At 60.5% G+C, this 14412-nt stretch carries 19 protein-coding genes; 11 read left to right on the top strand and 8 right to left on the bottom strand.

Annotated elements, in window-relative coordinates; genetic code table 11:
* The first annotated feature begins 187 nt into the window (after positions 1 to 187).
* The 3 genes from GA0061101_RS01600 to GA0061101_RS01595 all read left to right on the top strand — a co-directional run bounded on the left by GA0061101_RS01600 (position 188) and on the right by GA0061101_RS01595 (position 1746).
* Positions 188 to 1075 carry a branched-chain amino acid aminotransferase gene (locus GA0061101_RS01600; protein WP_037193669.1) on the top strand — a complete coding sequence of 296 codons (888 nt, stop codon included), beginning with the start codon at positions 188 to 190 and terminating at the stop codon, positions 1073 to 1075.
* 227 nt (positions 1076 to 1302) lie between these two features.
* Entirely contained in the window at positions 1303 to 1425 is a 123-nt protein-coding gene (locus tag GA0061101_RS40720) for a hypothetical protein (RefSeq protein WP_271024474.1), read from the top strand.
* A gap of 69 nt (positions 1426 to 1494) precedes the next feature.
* Positions 1495 to 1746 carry a DUF1488 family protein gene (locus GA0061101_RS01595; protein WP_037193671.1) on the top strand — a complete coding sequence of 84 codons (252 nt, stop codon included), beginning with the start codon at positions 1495 to 1497 and terminating at the stop codon, positions 1744 to 1746.
* 5 nt (positions 1747 to 1751) lie between these two features.
* Here the strand turns inward: GA0061101_RS01595 and GA0061101_RS01590 are convergent, their stop codons facing one another.
* The 3 genes from GA0061101_RS01590 to GA0061101_RS01580 all read right to left on the bottom strand — a co-directional run bounded on the left by GA0061101_RS01590 (position 1752) and on the right by GA0061101_RS01580 (position 4585).
* A complete protein-coding gene (locus tag GA0061101_RS01590; protein ID WP_092572882.1) occupies positions 1752 to 2981 on the bottom strand; it encodes an MFS transporter in 1230 nt (409 codons plus the stop codon).
* The gene (locus GA0061101_RS01585; RefSeq protein ID WP_092572881.1) at positions 2978 to 3661 is read right to left on the bottom strand and encodes a YbhB/YbcL family Raf kinase inhibitor-like protein; all 684 of its coding nucleotides are present in this window, start codon (positions 3659 to 3661) and stop codon (positions 2978 to 2980) included. The genes GA0061101_RS01590 and GA0061101_RS01585 overlap by 4 nt, the downstream gene beginning before the upstream one ends.
* Before the next feature lie 108 nt (positions 3662 to 3769).
* Positions 3770 to 4585: a helix-turn-helix domain-containing protein gene (locus tag GA0061101_RS01580; RefSeq protein ID WP_092573015.1), complete on the bottom strand. Its 816-nt coding sequence runs from the start codon at positions 4583 to 4585 to the stop codon at positions 3770 to 3772.
* Between the two features lie 184 nt (positions 4586 to 4769).
* Here GA0061101_RS01580 and GA0061101_RS01575 point away from each other — a divergent pair, with 184 nt between their 5' ends.
* Complete coding sequence (locus tag GA0061101_RS01575; RefSeq protein WP_037193678.1) at positions 4770 to 5114, top strand: nuclear transport factor 2 family protein; 345 nt, start codon at positions 4770 to 4772, stop codon at positions 5112 to 5114.
* Between the two features lie 60 nt (positions 5115 to 5174).
* Here the strand turns inward: GA0061101_RS01575 and GA0061101_RS01570 are convergent, their stop codons facing one another.
* Both GA0061101_RS01570 and GA0061101_RS01565 read right to left on the bottom strand, forming a co-directional pair.
* Positions 5175 to 5825, bottom strand: a complete 651-nt coding sequence (locus tag GA0061101_RS01570; protein ID WP_037194367.1) for an aspartate/glutamate racemase family protein — start codon at positions 5823 to 5825, stop codon at positions 5175 to 5177.
* Positions 5826 to 5967: 142 nt separating this feature from the next.
* On the bottom strand, positions 5968 to 6198 hold the full coding sequence (locus GA0061101_RS01565; RefSeq protein ID WP_376774222.1) for a hypothetical protein: 231 nt from the start codon (positions 6196 to 6198) through the stop codon (positions 5968 to 5970).
* A 61-nt stretch (positions 6199 to 6259) separates the two neighbouring features.
* Here GA0061101_RS01565 and GA0061101_RS41015 point away from each other — a divergent pair, with 61 nt between their 5' ends.
* The 3 genes from GA0061101_RS41015 (at position 6260) to GA0061101_RS01550 (ending at position 8530) form a co-directional block, all read left to right on the top strand.
* Positions 6260 to 6673 (top strand): hypothetical protein, encoded by a 414-nt coding sequence (locus tag GA0061101_RS41015; protein ID WP_425349984.1) that lies wholly within the window; start codon positions 6260 to 6262, stop codon positions 6671 to 6673.
* A gap of 291 nt (positions 6674 to 6964) precedes the next feature.
* The gene (locus GA0061101_RS01555) at positions 6965 to 7567 is read left to right on the top strand and encodes a superoxide dismutase (protein ID WP_034508020.1); all 603 of its coding nucleotides are present in this window, start codon (positions 6965 to 6967) and stop codon (positions 7565 to 7567) included.
* Positions 7568 to 7687: 120 nt separating this feature from the next.
* Positions 7688 to 8530 carry a metallophosphoesterase gene (locus tag GA0061101_RS01550; RefSeq protein WP_092572880.1) on the top strand — a complete coding sequence of 281 codons (843 nt, stop codon included), beginning with the start codon at positions 7688 to 7690 and terminating at the stop codon, positions 8528 to 8530.
* A gap of 3 nt (positions 8531 to 8533) precedes the next feature.
* On the opposite strand, the gene GA0061101_RS01545 is transcribed toward GA0061101_RS01550, so the two are convergent.
* On the bottom strand, positions 8534 to 9430 hold the full coding sequence (locus GA0061101_RS01545) for an AraC family transcriptional regulator (RefSeq protein ID WP_092572879.1): 897 nt from the start codon (positions 9428 to 9430) through the stop codon (positions 8534 to 8536).
* A gap of 164 nt (positions 9431 to 9594) precedes the next feature.
* On the opposite strand from GA0061101_RS01545, the gene GA0061101_RS01540 reads away from it, so the two are divergent.
* Entirely contained in the window at positions 9595 to 10377 is a 783-nt protein-coding gene (locus tag GA0061101_RS01540; RefSeq protein ID WP_037193691.1) for an SDR family NAD(P)-dependent oxidoreductase, read from the top strand.
* A gap of 116 nt (positions 10378 to 10493) precedes the next feature.
* On the opposite strand, the gene GA0061101_RS01535 is transcribed toward GA0061101_RS01540, so the two are convergent.
* Positions 10494 to 11195 (bottom strand): helix-turn-helix transcriptional regulator, encoded by a 702-nt coding sequence (locus tag GA0061101_RS01535; protein WP_092572878.1) that lies wholly within the window; start codon positions 11193 to 11195, stop codon positions 10494 to 10496.
* Positions 11196 to 11323: 128 nt separating this feature from the next.
* Between GA0061101_RS01535 and GA0061101_RS01530 the strand changes: the two genes are divergently transcribed.
* The 3 genes from GA0061101_RS01530 to GA0061101_RS01520 all read left to right on the top strand — a co-directional run bounded on the left by GA0061101_RS01530 (position 11324) and on the right by GA0061101_RS01520 (position 13586).
* Complete coding sequence (locus GA0061101_RS01530; RefSeq protein WP_092572877.1) at positions 11324 to 11959, top strand: LysE family translocator; 636 nt, start codon at positions 11324 to 11326, stop codon at positions 11957 to 11959.
* Between the two features lie 166 nt (positions 11960 to 12125).
* Positions 12126 to 12569 carry a c-type cytochrome gene (locus GA0061101_RS01525; RefSeq protein ID WP_037193697.1) on the top strand — a complete coding sequence of 148 codons (444 nt, stop codon included), beginning with the start codon at positions 12126 to 12128 and terminating at the stop codon, positions 12567 to 12569.
* A gap of 102 nt (positions 12570 to 12671) precedes the next feature.
* Positions 12672 to 13586 (top strand): cytochrome c, encoded by a 915-nt coding sequence (locus GA0061101_RS01520; protein ID WP_092572876.1) that lies wholly within the window; start codon positions 12672 to 12674, stop codon positions 13584 to 13586.
* A 13-nt stretch (positions 13587 to 13599) separates the two neighbouring features.
* Here the strand turns inward: GA0061101_RS01520 and GA0061101_RS01515 are convergent, their stop codons facing one another.
* The gene (locus GA0061101_RS01515; RefSeq protein WP_092572875.1) at positions 13600 to 14379 is read right to left on the bottom strand and encodes a class I SAM-dependent methyltransferase; all 780 of its coding nucleotides are present in this window, start codon (positions 14377 to 14379) and stop codon (positions 13600 to 13602) included.
* Positions 14380 to 14412 lie beyond the last annotated feature (33 nt).

Below are 14412 nucleotides of genomic sequence, written 5' to 3'. Positions count from 1 at the left end.
ACGGTCGTTGCAGGCCATCATTTTTCCTGATGAACCTATTCGTCAAGCTGTTGTTTCGGCGCATGAAAATTGCGCTATGAATGCGGTATCAGGCGCTTTGTTGCAAATGGATTTTGTCGCGCAGTTTCTGCTTGACCCTGGGATTGTGCGGTTATTTGCTTTTCGCCACGTTAGAGAGGAAACCACCATGGCCGTCGATACATCGCCCCGCACCACCACATGGACCCATGTCGAAGGAGAATGGCTTACCGGCAATCCGCCGCTGATCGGGCCGACCTCGCATGCCATGTGGCTTGCCTCGACCGTGTTCGATGGCGCGCGCTGGTTCGACGGCATCGCCCCCGATCTCGATCTTCACTGCCAGCGCATCAACCGCTCGGCTGTGGCCATGGGGCTGAAGCCGATCAAGACATCAGAGGAAATCGAGGCGCTTGCCTGGGAAGGCATCAAGAAATTCGATGGCAAGACGCCGCTCTACATCAAGCCGATGTATTGGGGCGAGCATGGCTCTGCAGGCAGCGTCGTCGCCGTCGATGCGGAATCGACCCGTTTCGCACTCTGCCTGTTCGAGGCGCCGCTCGGCGGCACTGGTGGTATCACGCTGACCGTCTCGCCCTTCCGTCGTCCGTCGCCGGAAACGGCGATGACCGACGCCAAGGCGGGCTCGCTCTATCCGAACAGCGGCCGCATGATCCTGGAAGCGAGGAAGCGCGGCTTCGACAACGCGCTCGTCCGCGACATGAACGGCAATGTCGCCGAGACCGCCTCATCCAACGTGTTCATGGTCAAGCACGGCGTTATCTATACACCGGTCGCCAACCGCACCTTCCTTGCCGGCATCACCCGCGCCCGCGTCATCGGCCTGCTGCGCCAGGAGGGTTTCGACGTGCGCGAGGAGACCCTGTCTGTCGAACAGTTCACGGACGCCGATGAGATCTTCACGACGGGCAACTATTCCAAGGTCGTTTCCGTCAATCGCCTGGACGACCGCGAATTCCAGCAGGGGCCAGTCGCCCGCAAGGCTCTGGAGCTCTACATGCATTGGGCACACGGACGCCGCACCAGCGAAGAATGAGGGCGACGGCGAAGCACTAAGCCTCGGTGAAGCGCAGAGTTCGGCGGAGGCCGCTTTCCGCCGGATCATTCGTCAGCAATAGTCGATGCGCTTTCGGATCGGAACAAACATAGGCGCCAAGGCGCAAAAGAATAAATTACGACATAAGAAATATTGAGAATTAATCCCGCGGCGATTGCTATTGTGGTAAAGTGAACTTGGTCGGCATAACCACTAAGGAGGCCGCCATGAAAATTTCTCTTCCTGCGTCTGTCTATCTCTTCGACTATTACAGGGTTTTTCTTCAGCTCTGTGTCGTGTTGGCGATTGCATTCATCATCTATTCGACGCTGTTCGGATTGACCTGGTGATATCGGAAGCGATCGAAGCCGTCGGCCCATGAAGGCGGACGGGTCCATATTATTAAGAGGTAGTCGACGATGAGCCTGAGCTTTCCCAACCGCAGCCGCAGTTACGATGCCTCGGCACGGCGCATCCGTTTCACGGGCCATGACGGCATGTTCGAGGTTCCGTTTCTCGTCGAGGCGGATGTCTTCCCGGGTGCCAGCACCGAGGCCGGCTATCTAGCCGCCTTCGATGCCGGTCGCGACGCGATCCAGAAGGTCGCAACGAAAGCCTATGGCTATGCCCGGCGGCGCCTCTATATCCTGACGGCGAATGATTTTCGCTGACGGGATTACTCGGTCTCTTTCCTAGGGCTGACCCACCAGCAGTAAATTGCCCCGATCGCCAGCAGCACGCAGGTTCCGAGGAACACGGCGCGCATGCCGATATGGCCGCCGACGAAACCGCCCATGACGGGACCTACCACCTGACCGACGTATTGTGAGGAGATGGAGAGGCCGAGGATGCTGCCGGTGGCTGCATCCGGCACATTGTGGCGGATAACGGCGGTGATGCAGGGCAGGAGCCCACCCAGCGCCACGCCCATCAGGAAACGCAGCGCGATCAATTGCCAGGCCGAGGTCACGAAAGCCTGCGGGATCAGCAGCAATGCTGCGACCGCCAGGGCTGCCATGATCACGGTCCAATGGCCGATGCGGTCAGCGAGCTTGCCGAGCCATGAGGCTGACAGGATGCTGCCCAGGGCCGCCGCGGCCATGACAACGCCGGATACCATTGTCACATTCGTATCGGCCACGAACTGCGCGACATAGATTGTTATGATCGGCTCGATCGACATGTTGGCCAGCATCAGCAGCAGGCCGATCGACAGCATGGCGATGACGGGGCGTTTGTCGGGGATGGAGACCCAGCCGCCGCTGGCTTTTGCCGCCTTCTTCCGCGCCGCCGATTTCTCCTCCTTGATGAGGAAGGTCGTCGCCAGGAAGGTGAAGAAGATGACGCCGCCGGCGAGCAGGAACGTACCGCGGATGCCGATCAGCGGCGGCAACGCGCCGCCGATCAGCGGTCCCACGAGGTTGCCTGCCATGATGCCGGCGGACAGCGTGCCCAGCGCCCAGGCCGAGCGATGCTTCGGCGTCTGCGTCGCCACCAGCACCATGGAGCCGGAGGCGTAGCCGCCGGCAAGGCCGGTGAACAGGCGCAACGCTACCAACTGCCAGACATTGCCCGCCATGCCCATCAGCGAGATCGCGACCGTCATGCCGAGGCTGGCGCGCACCAGCATCAGCTTGCGGCCGTAGATGTCGCCGAGCCGCCCCCAGAGCGGCGCGACGAAGGCGGCGGCGAAGAACGTGGCGCCATAGGCGATCCCAGACCATTGCACGATCGCCGCCTTGTCGGTAACGCCGAGCTCCTCGACATAGATCGGCAGGAAGGGAAGCAGCAGCGTCATCGCCACGATGGTCGTGAAGGAGCCGACGAGGCAGATGATCAGGTTCCGCATCCAATGAGCGGTTTCCGGCTCAGCCGGGGCGGCTGCTTCCCATCTCGTCTCGGTCATTTCCTGGCCTTCGCATTCATTGTGTAAAACAATTCCCGGCTGCCTGACGCAAGGATATGACCCTTCGCGGCGGCGAGCAGGTCGGCGCGGGTGAACAGGTCGGGAAGGTTCAGTCGGTCGACATCCAGCGCGTAGACGGTGACATGATAGCTGTGCACGCGCTCGTCGTTCCAGGGCGGGCATGCGCCCATATACCCCCCATGCGGCCCATCCTTCAAGTTGCCGCCGCCGGCGCCGTTCTGGCCGCGCCGCCCGTGGTCCGTGCGCTCGAGCGGCAGGCCGCTCACCGAGGGGCCACCGCCATCGGCGCCTTCGGCAAGCGTCGTGCGGGAGGCGGGAATATCGGCAAGGACCCAATGGACGAACTCCATCCGCTTGAAGTCTTTCGGGATGGCCTTGTCGTCCTTGTTGAACAGCGAGAAGTCGGTCGGCACATCCGGATCCACCATGGTCACGGCATAGGAGCGCGTGCCTTTCGGCCCCTTCGCCCATGACAGGGGAAGGCTCTTGTTCGGACCGGGCGCCGATTTGTCGTTCGGTGTCGAAATGCAGGAGGCATTCTCCGGCGACAGCATCCGGCCGTTGCTCTTTTCGATCGTCACCTTGAGATCGGCCGATAGGGCCGGCGTGGCGGCCGCCGCGGCTACAATAGCGGTGATGAGGGTGAGACTGTTTTTCATGACGTTGCCCTTTCGCGTTTCGTTCCATGCGAGCTTTCGAGGGCAGGGTCTAGCAAATCCACCCTGAGCACTGGCGCACGCAAACGCTCAATATTCGGCCAAAAACGCTCACGCGCTGCGCAGGCGGCCCGCGAAGCGGCGAGGGGAACGATAGCCTGTCGCAAGGGCCGCCTCGCGCAGCGACAATCCGTCTTCGACAAGCAGCGTCGTGGCCAAGGCAATACGCTCGCTCGCCAGCACGTCGCGCAGCGACGCACCCTCCCGCGACAGGCGGCGGCGCAGTGTTGCATTGCTCGTGCCGAGTTCGGTGGCGATAAGATCGGCGGTCCAGGGACGATCCGGCTGCCAGCGCACCAGAGCGCGTACGGCATCTGCGGTCGTTTCCAGCGAGCCCGGCAGCGCGCCGCGCATGCCGAGTACCATGAGCACTTCCAGGAGGCGATGCTCGATCAGGGCGGTCGGCAGGCCGCCGGCGGCGATACCTTCGCCGGCGTGATGGACGGCGGCGGCCAGCAGCGAATCCAGCGGCAGATCGATCTGCGAGGCGACGCGGGCGGGCGGGAAGGCTTTGGTGGCGCGGCGCGCGAGTTGGTCGGGAAAGGTGATGAAGATCGCCCGATAGATGCCGCTCTGCGGATCGGGATCGTTGACGACATCGCCGCTCCAGCCCGCGGGCAGCACGATCACCGTGCCGGCGGCAAAGCGCCGATGCCGTCCCATGCTCAGGATTTCCTTGGAGCCTTCGAGGATGGCAACAATCGAGAGCTGGGAAAAGGCCGAGCCGGCAATGCGCTCGCGTTCGCGCGTGACGAAGGTGAAGAGTGTGGAGTAGCTGTTTGCGCCGACCGGCATCGCGGCGGGACGATTGTCCTTGGCCGCCAGGCGGCGCAACTTTTCCAGTATGTAATTGTGGGCCTCGGACACGACGATGGCTTTCTGCAGATGAGGGGCGTCGTCAAGTTTGGACCACACGGGTGACGATGCCAAGGCCGCAAAGTGCCTTGTCGGTTCGGTTGGCATATGTTATAACCGATTGCGTTTTGCAATCAGTTTGCGGCTAACTCAACAAATTTGGGGTTGGTCGCCTGCCTTGGAGAGGAGACGCATCATGAGTTCTCTTGAAACTGTCCGCTGCGATACGGTGCGGCGCCTGTTTACCGCCTATGTGGCGCAGCATCCCGATACCGTCGCTCCGATGCTGGCCCCTGATTTCACCTTTTCCAGCCCGCGCGACGATCACATCGACCGGCAACGGTATTTCGAGCATTGCTGGCCGAAAGAGAAGGTGTTTCGTGACATTCACATCGAGCATCTGGTGCCCGATGGCGACGACGTGATCGTCAGCTATCGTGCCGAGAAGATGGACGGCAACAGTTTTCGCAATGTCGAACTGATCCGTTTCGCCGGCGACAGGATCGCCGAGGTGAATGTCTATTTCGGGCGTAACGTCTGACGCAATTCCAGGAAAGGTGCGAAGCGGATTTCCATCCGGAATTGCGCAAAAATAGCCGCTTCAGACGGCAGTGATCTTCGACAAGGCTGCCGCCAGAGCGGTCGTCGGACCACTCATGGGGTGGGCGCAATTTTCAGGGAGCAATTGCGCGGCGTCGGTCATGGAGGCCTGCGCGAAAACCACCGTGACGGGGCCTTCGCCATGGGCCGCCTCCACCGCCTTGGCGATGGATGCCAGATAGGCCGGCTGATCGCCCGCCCGAAACAATGCCCATGCGCCGGGGATTAATCGAACCTCGATCGCAGCACCGGTCGCTTCGGCCGCCGCCTCGAACAGCCCGGTGGTCGGGCCGATGGTCGTTTCGACGGTGCAGAGCGCGATCACCTTGCCACCCGCTTTGACGGCCTCTTCCGCAAGCACGCCATCGGCTCTGACGATCGGAACCGCTGCGTTTGCGGCGGCTTCCGATACCGCCGGGCCGAGAGTGGAGCAATTGAGGACGACAGCATCCGCATCCCGCGCAAGGCACTGCAGGACATCAGCCGTCTCCATCACGATATCGCTCGTCAGTCCTCCCAGCCGTTCGGCAGTCAAGAGGAGGTCGGCGCGGACATGATGATGAAGGGCGCCAGCCGGAAGGCCAAGCTGCCTTGCTGCATCCTCATAGATCGGGATATTGCTGTCGGCTGTGTGCAGGCAGGCTATTTTCACGGAATTTGTCTCGCTGAGGCCACTCGACACTGTCGGGATTCGCCGAGGCTAGCCTCTGGCGATCTCGTTGTCGACGCGTGTCATGTCGCAGATCGTGGCCGTGCGGCTTCAACCTGAGAGCAGCCTGACGTCGCAGCGTGCGTTATTCGGCGTCCGCGATCGGTTCGATATCGACTTCCTGCGTCACACGTTCCTGGGCGACGTCGTCATTGCGCATCCGGTATTGCGGGGAATTGTCCCTCGCCGGAAGAAAAGCCGTGATCCGGTAAATGTCCGCCGCTTTCGGGGAAAGACCTTTCCGGCTCTTGAGTCGAACGATCTGGCCGATGGGGAAACGGTGGATGGGCACGGTACACTTCTTCTTTCCGGCCACCTCTGTTGCATGGCCTTGTTATCATGGCGCTCTGGCGCGAATGTCGTCTATCGGGAAATGCATGTCCGGCAAGACGGCGGAGATGCCGCTTGCCGAACATCGTGGCCTGATTATCGACGGAGTGATCGCGGGCTGCCAGTACATCCGTGGTCAGCGCCGCATTCCGTTCAAATCATGCCAATCTGAGCTTGGAAACAGAGCTGCGGCCCATGCCGTCCTGCTCGATTTCGAAGATCAGCTTCTGACCTTTTTTGAGTGTTTCCAGGCCGGATTTCACCACTGTTTTCGCGTTAACGAAAATAGCGACGCTTCCGTCGGTCGGCTGAATGAAGCCGTAGCCCTTTTCCAGGTCGAAATTCTTGACGATACCATTGAACATGCTGTCTCCCCGGGCCTGGCATGGTCAAATGACGGCAGCTGTGCCGTCCATATCCAGACCATACGGTTGAGGACATCGGCGGGTCGAGAACTCTGACGCCGCGAAGAGCCAAGCCACCCAAAACGATCCCTTACAACTACAGGATGATTGAGGCTTAAATAAGACCAGTCTTGGCTGAAGGCGCGAATAGACCGACGTTGCTGCATTTAGATGGCGATACCACGTCCATGCTGGCTTGATCGGCGCAAATGGTATCCGATTGATGGCGGGTAAATTTTCCTCCGGCCCGCGACTTTTTTGGCATGTCGCCGGTTGCCCTTCCAAGCATCCCCTCCTATGTTCCGGATCACCTGCCGACGCAATTTTTTGCCAAGAGGAGATATGACCATGGCTTTCGAATTGCCTGAACTTCCCTATGATTACGAAGCGCTTTCGCCGTTTATGTCGCGCGAGACCCTCGAGTATCACCACGACAAGCACCACAAGGCCTATGTCGACAATGGCAACAAGCTCGCTGCTGAAGCAGGCCTTTCCGATCTCTCGCTCGAAGAGATCGTGAAGAAGTCGTTCGGCACCAATGCCGGCCTCTTCAACAATGCTGCCCAGCACTACAACCATATCCATTTCTGGAAGTGGATGAAGAAGGGCGGCGGCGGCAACAAGCTGCCGGGCAAGCTTGAAGCAGCCTTCGCTTCCGATCTCGGCGGCTACGACAAGTTCAAGGCCGATTTCGCTGCTGCCGGCGCCACGCAGTTCGGTTCGGGCTGGGCATGGGTTTCCGTCAAGAACGGCAAGCTCGAAATCTCCAAGACCCCGAACGGCGAAAACCCGCTCGTTCATGGCGCCAACCCGATCCTCGGCGTCGACGTATGGGAACACTCCTACTACATCGACTACCGCAACCTGCGCCCGAAGTATCTCGAAGCCTTCATCGACAGCCTGATCAACTGGGACTACGTCCTGGAGCGCTACGAAGCCGCAACGAAATAAGCTTCGCCGTATCGGCTGGCTTTCACACCCGGCGTCACCTTGGCGCCGGGTGTTTTCTTATCCGCCGATCGTCAATAATGATGTTGTCCGCGTACCGCTTTGCCGGCCCAAGGAGGCTGCATGTCGTCCACACCGCTCTTCCGCTTCGGTGTCGTCGCAGATCCGCAATATGCCGATCTGGAGCCCAACCTGACCCTCAATCGCTATCCCGCGAACAGCCTTGTCAAACTTCGCGAGGCAATAGAAGAATTCAACCGGCACGAGCTCGCCTTTGTCGTGACCCTCGGCGACATCATCGACCGCGAATGGAAGGGCTTCGACGCCATTCTGCCTGTCTATGAGACCTTGCGCCACCCAAAGCATTTCCTGCTCGGCAATCACGATTTCGCTGTAGCGCCCGAGCATCTGCAGGCCGTTCACCAGCGCGTCGGCATGCCGTCGGCCTATTACGATTTCGGCCATGCGGGCTATCGCTTTATCGCGCTCGACGGCAACGAGATCAGCGTGTTCGCGCCGCCGGAGGGCGATCCTCGCCGGGATGAGGCGAAGGCGCGGATGAAGGCACTGGAGACTTCGGGGGCGTCGAACGGCCAACGCTGGAATGCCGCAATCGGCAGTACCCAATATGCCTGGCTAGCGGCCAAACTGCGGGCAGCGAAGACGGCGGGCGAGAAAGTCATCGTCATGAACCACTACCCGATTTTCCCGGACGATTCGCATAACGCGCTCGACAGCGACTGCATGCTGGCGCTCCTTGCCGAACACGATCATGTCGTCGCCTATCTCAACGGCCACAATCACGCCGGCAATTTCGGCGTCGTCGGCGGAACTTATTTCGTCAATTTCAAAGGCATGGTCGATACCGAAGACAGCAACGCCTTTGCGATCGTCTCAGTCCATGAGGACCGGCTTGATGTTGTCGGGTTCGGTCGGGAGACAAGCAGAAGGTTGGCGTTGAGCTGACGCTCACTCCGCAGCCATCCGCATCTCTGCCACATCCCGCTTCGGCGGTGTGCCGAACATGCGGGTATATTCGCGGCTGAATTGCGAGGCGCTTTCGTAGCCGACCCGGTAGGCGGCGCTCTCCACATTGGCGTGGCCGGCGACCATGAGCCGGCGGGCTTCGAGCAGCCGCATCTGTTTCTGATACTGCAGCGGCGTCATCGAGGTCAGCGTCTTGAAATGCTGATGGAACGAGGAGGGGCTCATGCGCGCGGCGGCGGCAAGTTGCTCGATGCGCACCGGCTCGGCGAAATTGTCGCGCAGCAGGCGGATGGCGTCGGCAATGCGGCGGGTCTGGCCGTCGGGCAGCACCAGCTTGCAGACCTCGCCGCCGTTGGGTCCGGTGAGCAGCCAGAAGCAGATTTCTCGCATAATCGCCGGATAGAGCACCGGAACGGCCTTTGGGGTCGCGAGCAGCCTGGTCAATCGCGCCAGGCAATCGGCAAGCGGCTGGCTGAGATCTTCGACGAAGATGCCGAGACGGGCACTGCCGGCCGGCTTCGGCGGCGTGTCGAGCTGCTCCATCACCTCGCGCATCATGCCGACATCGAATTCGAGGGAGATGGCGATATAGGGCTTCTCCGGGCTTGCCTCGATCACCCGGCCGGATGCGGGCAGCTCGATGCTGATGATCAGCGCCTGCATCTCGGCATAGTCGATCACCCTGTCATGCAACATCAATTGCTTGGCACCCTGGACGATCACACAGAGCGCCGGCCTGTAGATCATCGCATGCGGCATCTTCAGCTCCGTCGAGCGCATGATGTGCAGGCCATCGATGCCGGTCGGAAATATCCCGTTGTCGCCGTCAGGGCTGGCTTCGATGAAGTGTGTGAGTGCGTCTTTGAGAGCGGATGACATCGATGGTCTCCAGGGCAGGGTGCCGATGTCGTCATCATAGCAGTGTGACATCGGTCGACAAGGTAGTTGGAGGAATAGGCAAGAAATTCGAGAGTTCCGGCATTCAAGGAAATGGCTCGACGGGCGTAGACTTCCGTCATCAAGCATTCTCTGGAGTATGGCAAATGACGACTGAAAATATTGATAAATCAAAGGCAAAGATCGCAATCATCACAGGCGGCAGCCGTGGTCTCGGCCGAAACACGGCCATTCATCTCGCCCGCCGTGGCGTCGATGTCATCCTGACCTACAACTCAAAGAAGGCGGAAGCCGACAGCGCCGTGGCCGAGATCGAGGCACTTGGACAGAAGGCCGTGGCGCTGCGGCTCGATGCTGGAAGCGTCGCCACGTTCGATGATTTCATCGCGGCCATCGGCCATGCGCTGCGCCAGACCTGGGGGCGGGACCGTTTCGATTTTCTCGTCAACAATGCCGGCACGTCCTATCACGCATCCTTTGCGGAAACGACGGAAGCCGAGTTCGACAAGCTCTACAACGTCCATTTCAAGGGCGTCTATTTTCTGACCCAGAAGCTGCTGCCGCTCATTCAGGATGGCGGCCGCATCGTCAACATTTCCTCCGGCCTTGCCCGCTTCAGCAACCCGGGCTCGTCGGCCTATGCAGCGATGAAGGGTGCGGTTGAAGTTCTCACGCGATATCTCGCCAAGGAGCTTGGTTCTCGTGGCATCGCCGTCAATACGGTGGCGCCGGGTGCGATCCAAACAGATTTCAGCGGCGGCATCGTTCGCGACAATCCCGAAGTCAACAAGATGGTTGCGTCGATGACGGCACTCGGCCGGGCCGGCCTGCCCGACGACATCGGCCCGATGATCGCCTCCCTGCTGTCGGAGGACAATCGTTGGGTCAATGGCCAGCGCATAGAGGTCTCGGGCGGCATGGTGGTTTGAATTAGATATACGGACTTGCTATCCTTTTTGGCGTCGTATTTAGGATCAATCTTCGATGAGACGAGTTTTCGGGGCCACGCCATTCGTCGGGCATGGTCCTGAGCCTCCGCAATCGCTCAGGGCGCGGCAGCTTGTGCATTCACCTGCCAGCCATTCACCCACATCTGCCGCAACGCGTCTCCTTCGCCCTTGAACGATCGTCCGGTCGCCTCGCAGCTCTCGATTCTATCGCTGCGGAAGTTGCGGATCGCCTGGCGCAGCTCGCACCATGCGACGATGTTGGCGGTTTCGGCATAATAGATCAGCGCAATCGGGCGGATGATGCGCTCGGTCGCGCGGCCCAGTTCGTCGCGATAGGCGAGATCCAGCTTCTCCTCGTCACGAATGGCGCGGCGTACCAGCGCCAGATCGGTGGCCGAGGCCGATGGCGCGGCAAAACCCCAGGCATGCAGCGCGTTGGCGTCGATGGTCTGGCGCAGGGGCGGCGGCACGGCGCCGGCAATCTTGGCGCTCACCCGCTTGGCCGCCTGCTTCAACTCATCGTCGCCGGTGCGTTCCAGCAGCGCCAGCGACAAGACGATCGCCTCCATTTCCTCGATCGAAAACATCAGCGGCGGCAGGTCGAAGCCGGGACGCAGGATATAGCCGATGCCGCGCTCGCCCTCGATCGGCACCCGCATCGCCTGCAGCGCGGCGATATCGCGATAGACCGAGCGAATGGTCACCTCCAGCCGCTCCGCAATATCGGCGGCCGTCACCGTCCTTTTGGCCAGCCGCAGGATCTGAATGATCTCGAACAGGCGCGACGCCTTGCGCATTTCATCCTCTCAACCTGAAGACTACTGACAACACCCCGTCAGTTGGTCCGATCTATAAGGCTGTCTATCGAATTGAAAATCAACAATTTCCTCTGCTGGATTCGTGCAGGGGAGGATAGGCAACTGACATGGGTTACGCGGAAAATCTCTGGCTCTTCTTTCTTCTTCTCGTCGGCATCATCATCGTACCGGGCATGGATATGCTGTTCGTCCTTGCCAATTCATTGACCGGCGGCAGCAATCGCGGATTGGCCGCCACCGGCGGCATCATGCTCGGCGGCGTGGTGCATTCGCTGAACGGCGCTCTCGGTATCGGCCTGCTGATGCATTTCGTGCCCATTCTTTTCAACCCACTGCTCATTGCCGGTGGCGCCTATATGGCTTTCATCGGGGTCACGCTCATGCGCAGTTCCATCACCGTCGGGCAGGAAGGGCCGGCCGGCAGTCGCTCCGCCTGGAAGGCTTTCCGCCAGGGAGCGGTGACCTGCCTGATCAATCCGAAGGCCTATCTCTTCATCTTTGCCGTGTATCCGCAGTTTCTGAAGCCGGACTACGGCCCGATGTGGATACAGGCCGTCATCATGGGAGCCATGACCATAGTAACGCAATTTGCCATCTATGGCGGGCTTGCCGTCACCGCCGGGCGTAGCCGTAATCTGCTGATTGCCAATCCCCGCGCGACTGCCTATGCCGGCCGCGCCGCGGGGCTGCTGCTTGTCGCGGTCTCGGCATTCACCGTCTGGGAAGGGCTCAGGATGGCGTGACTTGGGGATGGCGCAGCCCGTGTGTCGGGAACATGACACTGATTTTGCTAGGTTCTCACCACTTTGTGACTTCATTGCCGGAGCGGAAACCGGCAAACATGTCACCCGTGACCATGCGCCGGCCGCGCACGCGGTCTTTGTGGCTAGTGAGAGGTAGGAGAACAAAATGAAGTGGAAAGCGATTGTGGCGGCAACGGCTTTGGCCGGCATCGCCCTGGGTTCGGTCGTCGCAGCCGACGGCACGCATGATTCCCGCATCGGGATGATGAAGAAGATCGGCGGTGCGACGGGCGCTCTCGGAGCGATTGCCAAGGGCGACAAGCCCTATGATGCCGACATCGTCAAGGCCTCGCTGTCGACGATCGCCGAAACCGCGAAGGCGTTTCCGGATCAGTTCAATCCGCAGAGCGATAAGACCGATGCCGAGGTCAATCCGAAGATCTGGGACAATCTCGATGACTTCAAGGCGAAGGCCGCAAAGCTCTCCACCGATGCAGAGACCGCGCTCGCCCAGCTCCCGGCTGACCAGGCCGGCGTCGGCGGAACGCTGAAGACCTTGGGCGGCAGCTGCGGCGCCTGTCATCAGGCCTACCGCATCAAGAAAGACTAAGCGGTAGGTCGGCGTCGTCTGAAAATTGGTTTCGGCATCCGCATCGGCCTTGCCGCCGATGCGGATGCCTTATGGTTTTAAAGCCGAGCTAAAGGGGTAGATGTGATGGCGCGGTTTGTCCGGTGGCTGCTTTGCCTTGTCGGCGTGATCGTTCTTGGCTGTGGCGCGTTCTATGTCGTGACCGCGCCGTCGCCCTTGCCGGCGAGCCATTGGGCCAACCTCGGCGATCCCGATGTCAAGAACGGCGAGATGGTGTTCTGGGCCGGTGGCTGCACGAGCTGTCATGCCGCGTCCGGTGCTCAAGGGGACGCGAAGCTGGTGCTGTCAGGCGGCCTGGCGCTCACCAGTCCTTTCGGCACCTTCCATGTGCCGAACATCTCGCCGGATGAAAAGGCCGGGCTCGGCAGCTGGACGCTGGCCGATTTCGGCAATGCCATGAAGCGGGGTGTCGGCAAAAACGGCGAGCATCTCTACCCGTCCTTCCCGTACGGCTCCTATACCCGCATGAGCGACAAGGACATCAACGATCTCTGGGCTTTTCTGAAGACGCTGCCGAAGAGCGGCAATGTTGCCCCGCCGCATGAACTGCCGTTTCCCTTCAACATCCGGCTGGCGCTCGGCGCCTGGAAATTCCTCTATCTCAACGACCAGCCGCGCGTCGTTCTCGCCAATGCCGACGATAAGATCAAACGCGGACAATATCTGGTCGAAGGGCCGGGCCATTGCGGCGAATGCCACACGCCACGCGATGCCCTCGGCGGCTTCGTGAGCGGCCAATGGCTGGCCGGAGCGCCCAATCCCGAGGGCAAGGGGCAGATTCCGGACATAACACCCGGTTCCAAGAAGATCGGCAACTGGAGCGCCGGGGATATCGCCAACTATCTCGAAACCGGCTTCACGCCCGAGTATGATTCCGCCGGCGGCTCCATGGCCGAAGTGCAGCAGAATATCGCGCATCTGCCGGCCGCCGATCGCGAGGCAATCGCTGCCTATTTGAAGGCATTGCCGTCGCGGTGAGGCGAAGGGTTTGTTAGACCGCACCCGAGCGCCGGGCGAGATTAAGATGCGTTTCGTATCGCAGCTCGAATTCGCCGCCATTGGCATTGATGGCATCGGCAATGGCGGAAAGAAGCGCTTCCAGTTCCTTCCGCGGTAAAAGCCGATAGCCTGAAAGCGTACGCAGCAGGGCGGTATAGCTTTGCGCGGTATGCTTCCGGCTCCAGCGATAGCAATGCTGTGCCGGGGCTTCGAAATATTCGGATTGGCGCAGCAATTCCGCGAATGGACCGTCCGGCAGATACCATGCCTCTGCCGGAGGCCCCGAGAGTTGAGGTGCATGGCGGGCATGGATATCGGCGAATTTTTCCCCGAACGGCGGCTTGGGGGGCATTGGTACATTGCCGAAAACTGCCAGGGTTCCATCCGGTGCAAGCTGGGCAGCGGTCTTGGCGAAGCGCAACTCAGGCGAAACCCAATGGAAGGATTGTGCGGCAGCGATCAGCTTGAACGCTCCCACTTCGCCCGGCCAAGCCTCGAAGGTGGTCTGCACAAAGCGAACCTTGGCAAATTCCTCCAGACCTTTCCTTGCGACTGCGATCAATTCCTCACCCGGATCGAGCGCGAGAATGGAAAGGCCTCGGCGTGCAAATCCTTGCGTCGCCTGTCCCGTGCCGCAGCCGATTTCAAGGAGCTTGTCCGTGTCGCTGATGCCGGCGAAGGCGATCACGTCGTCGAAAAGCTCTTCGGGATAGAGGGGGCGGGCATTGTTGTAGAGCTTGGCGACACCATCGAATGTGAACCGCTGTTCCAAGGCACACTCCCTCCAGTTGCAAATCGAAGCCGG

The sequence above is a fragment of the Martinezella lusitana genome (assembly GCF_900094565.1).
GTDB lineage: Bacteria > Pseudomonadota > Alphaproteobacteria > Rhizobiales > Rhizobiaceae > Rhizobium > Rhizobium lusitanum.
Note: the sequence above shows the minus strand (reverse complement) of the source record. Positions and strands in the feature narration are given on the sequence as shown.

Excerpts from the sequence above, each read along its gene's own strand:
- GA0061101_RS01540 (WP_037193691.1), top strand. The coding sequence starts at position 9,595 with ATGACGACTGAAAATATTGATAAATCAAAGGCAAAGATCGCAATCATC.
- GA0061101_RS01530 (WP_092572877.1), top strand. The coding sequence starts at position 11,324 with ATGGGTTACGCGGAAAATCTCTGGCTCTTCTTTCTTCTTCTCGTCGGC.
- GA0061101_RS40720 (WP_271024474.1), top strand. The coding sequence starts at position 1,303 with ATGAAAATTTCTCTTCCTGCGTCTGTCTATCTCTTCGACTATTACAGG.
- GA0061101_RS01590 (WP_092572882.1), bottom strand. The coding sequence starts at position 2,981 with ATGACCGAGACGAGATGGGAAGCAGCCGCCCCGGCTGAGCCGGAAACC.
- GA0061101_RS41015 (WP_425349984.1), top strand. The coding sequence starts at position 6,260 with ATGTCCGGCAAGACGGCGGAGATGCCGCTTGCCGAACATCGTGGCCTG.
- GA0061101_RS01545 (WP_092572879.1), bottom strand. The coding sequence starts at position 9,430 with ATGTCATCCGCTCTCAAAGACGCACTCACACACTTCATCGAAGCCAGC.
- GA0061101_RS01555 (WP_034508020.1), top strand. The coding sequence starts at position 6,965 with ATGGCTTTCGAATTGCCTGAACTTCCCTATGATTACGAAGCGCTTTCG.
- GA0061101_RS01600 (WP_037193669.1), top strand. The coding sequence starts at position 188 with ATGGCCGTCGATACATCGCCCCGCACCACCACATGGACCCATGTCGAA.
- GA0061101_RS01585 (WP_092572881.1), bottom strand. The coding sequence starts at position 3,661 with ATGAAAAACAGTCTCACCCTCATCACCGCTATTGTAGCCGCGGCGGCC.
- GA0061101_RS01595 (WP_037193671.1), top strand. The coding sequence starts at position 1,495 with ATGAGCCTGAGCTTTCCCAACCGCAGCCGCAGTTACGATGCCTCGGCA.
- GA0061101_RS01575 (WP_037193678.1), top strand. The coding sequence starts at position 4,770 with ATGAGTTCTCTTGAAACTGTCCGCTGCGATACGGTGCGGCGCCTGTTT.
- GA0061101_RS01550 (WP_092572880.1), top strand. The coding sequence starts at position 7,688 with ATGTCGTCCACACCGCTCTTCCGCTTCGGTGTCGTCGCAGATCCGCAA.
- GA0061101_RS01535 (WP_092572878.1), bottom strand. The coding sequence starts at position 11,195 with ATGCGCAAGGCGTCGCGCCTGTTCGAGATCATTCAGATCCTGCGGCTG.
- GA0061101_RS01525 (WP_037193697.1), top strand. The coding sequence starts at position 12,126 with ATGAAGTGGAAAGCGATTGTGGCGGCAACGGCTTTGGCCGGCATCGCC.